This window comes from Aurantimonas sp. A2-1-M11, assembly GCF_036549475.1.
In the GTDB taxonomy this organism is placed as follows: Bacteria; Pseudomonadota; Alphaproteobacteria; order Rhizobiales; family Rhizobiaceae; genus Aurantimonas.
In genome coordinates, this window is record NZ_JAZHLI010000168.1 from 1 (window position 1) to 2,413 (window position 2,413).

The 2,413-nt window shown below is 59.9% G+C and carries 3 protein-coding genes; 1 reads left to right on the top strand and 2 read right to left on the bottom strand.

Going from position 1 to position 2,413, the window contains the following annotated elements; genetic code table 11:
* Nucleotides 1–525: 525 nt before the first annotated feature.
* Both VQ042_RS25270 and VQ042_RS25275 read right to left on the bottom strand, forming a co-directional pair.
* Entirely contained in the window at nt 526–789 is a 264-nt protein-coding gene (locus VQ042_RS25270) for a hypothetical protein (protein ID WP_331823003.1), read from the bottom strand.
* A gap of 1 nt (nt 790) precedes the next feature.
* Complete coding sequence (locus tag VQ042_RS25275) at nt 791–1,684, bottom strand: mechanosensitive ion channel family protein (protein WP_331823004.1); 894 nt, start codon at nt 1,682–1,684, stop codon at nt 791–793.
* 311 nt (nt 1,685–1,995) lie between these two features.
* On the opposite strand from VQ042_RS25275, the gene VQ042_RS25280 reads away from it, so the two are divergent.
* Nucleotides 1,996–2,307 (top strand): sodium:calcium antiporter, encoded by a 312-nt coding sequence (locus VQ042_RS25280; RefSeq protein ID WP_331823005.1) that lies wholly within the window; start codon nt 1,996–1,998, stop codon nt 2,305–2,307.
* Nucleotides 2,308–2,413 lie beyond the last annotated feature (106 nt).

Genomic DNA, 2,413 nt, shown 5'->3' on the forward strand with positions numbered 1-2,413 from the left:
CGATCGGATGCCATCCAGCACATGAACCAGCGTCACCGCCAACCCAAAACAATCGCCATAAATCCCAGCAATTCGCCTTCAGAACGAAATTGCGGCGTTTCCGGAGGCGTCCATCTCGTTGAGAGTCCAGATCCTGCCAGCGAAAGCCAGCAAGGTCGTGAAACAGATTGAGACGCGTTGCCCTTCCTGACCCCATCATGCGGCGGCTGTACGCCGACCGCGAAGAGAAGCGCGTAACCCGCGGGGCGTCATGATCCGGAAATGCCGAAAGGAGCAGCTTGACCTTAACGACCCCAATCAGAGAGGACTCTCAGCACTATTTGGGAGTCGGCGGAGAGCATTCAGCTGGGTACCGGGGTCCGTAGTTCTCACTGAATTGCGACACCATCCGACTGCGAGACGCCGATCGCCGCGGGAGGCAGGCCTCTTTCCCGAGCAGAACGACGGAAAAGCCGCCATTCCCCTCATCCACACGTTGCAGTCGTTCCAGTCTCTCGCGACGGACGTCGGCGTCGAGTCCCGACGCTAGAGAGCAGCGTCCACGACGAGAGATGCTGCAAATCGCAACGCGAAACACATCGCGGCGGCCGCGGATGCGAGCGCTGCGTGCCGATTAAGAATTGCGCTGCGGTTCATCGCGACCACCATTCTGTTGAGATCCGCCTGATCCAGTGTCTCGAAGCGCGACACGCGACGCGTCGTGCGGGCCCCGGCTCGATACCAGAGTCCTGCCGCAAGGAGCGAGCTAAGGATCGCGGCAAGATCGAGAGCAATAAACAGCGCCGGCATTCTAGCCTGCCTCGGTCATGGAGGGTTCCGTGACCGTAGGGTCTTTCCGTTCGGTCGTTTGGAACTCGGTGAGGAGCTCGAGTGTGATCTCGCCCTCAAGCCGTTCAGCTTCCTGCGAAGGGCAGAAGAGGGTGACCTCAATGCGGAGTTTTCCCAGATCAGAGGTCCGAAACCTGACGATGGGGGCTGGGTCGGGAAGATCGCTATGGGTTCGCCGTTCGATTGCAGCGTTGGCCCGGGCAGCGGAGTCCCGAAAGGGCTCGTAGTGCCGAGACACGATTTCCGAGACCCGGCGAGGCGTGTCCTCCAGTCGCGGCAAGGGATCGAGCGTCACCGCGAGTCGGTGATAGGTGTAGTCGCGTAGGGCTGTCTGGTTATAGACGGAGGCGGTCAACAACAGACTGTTCGGCACGATGATCGTACGTCCGGTGGGCATATAGGCATGGGGTCCTGTTCCGAATTCCTGGAGTGTCGTTGCCAGCAGGGTATGATCCGTGACCTCTCCCCGAGTCTCACCGATTTCGATCCAGTCGCCCACGGCGAACGCGCGAGTCGTTGCTCGAAGAACGGCTCCCGACAAACAAAGGATCAGTTCTTTTGTCGCCACCACAATGGCCACGGCCACCGCGGTCAAGGAGAGTGCGAAAGTGCGAAGCTGCGGCGCCCATATGAAGATCAGGCCCACGAGAAGGAGCAGGAGAAAGACGTTACGGCTGGAGGCAATCAGGCGTCGCTGGTTGTGAGGCGCCACCTCCTGCCGCGCGCGTATTGACCGGATGACGATCTTCCGCCCGATCCAGAGCAGCAGCAACAGAAGGAACGAAGCGAGAAGGTCGAACTGCGGCAGGACGGAAGGATCAAAAGGCAATTGTGGCAGGCGTATATCGTTGAGCATGGACTGAAACTGTGTCGCTTCGCGAGTTCAGGCAAGCCGTCCTGGACTCAGGCTGCAAGAAGACAGTGCGCTCGCATGCGACGCTCGGTCGGTCGTATCGGAGGAGGTCTGGCACGAGCGAATCCAAACGAAATGGTCCGGTGAAGCCGCTGGGAATGCGAGGAATTTTGCGACCAGTCTCCATCCACACCGTGACAGGCCGGCACACTGCACTAAGGTTCGGCTCACGCGAGACTGGTCGCCTCTGGAATGTTGCGGCCAATTTGGCACAGGAAGTGAACCCATTCCCGTGGTCCTGGAGCATTGACACCATGCTGGACGTCTGGCTGCCCCTCATCGTCGGGCTCGTGTTGCTGATTGCGGGCGGGGACGTACTGGTCCGCGGTGCGGTGAAGGTTGCTGAACACCTGGGTGTCTCTCCCCTCGTCATTGGTCTGACACTCGTGGGCTTTGGCACTTCCACGCCCGAGCTTGTCACCTCCGTTCAAGCCGCGCTTGCCGGCTCGCCAGGTATCGCATTCGGGAATATCATCGGCTCGAACATCGCGAACATCCTATTGATCGTCGGCATCTCGGCCATGGTTTTTCCCCTGGCCGTCTCCTCCTCCGGCCTTCGACGGTGAACCGCCCCGGGTTTCCCGGAGACCTCATTTCCTGAGAGAATGGGGTCATCATGACAAAATCGACATCGAAGAGATATTCGCCGGAGGTCCGTGAGCGGGCTGTCCG

What these genes read in the sequence shown, in the direction of transcription:
- VQ042_RS25275 (WP_331823004.1), bottom strand. Translation starts at nt 1,684, where the DNA reads ATGCTCAACGATATACGCCTGCCACAATTGCCTTTTGATCCTTCCGTC.
- VQ042_RS25280 (WP_331823005.1), top strand. Translation starts at nt 1,996, where the DNA reads ATGCTGGACGTCTGGCTGCCCCTCATCGTCGGGCTCGTGTTGCTGATT.
- VQ042_RS25270 (WP_331823003.1), bottom strand. Translation starts at nt 789, where the DNA reads ATGCCGGCGCTGTTTATTGCTCTCGATCTTGCCGCGATCCTTAGCTCG.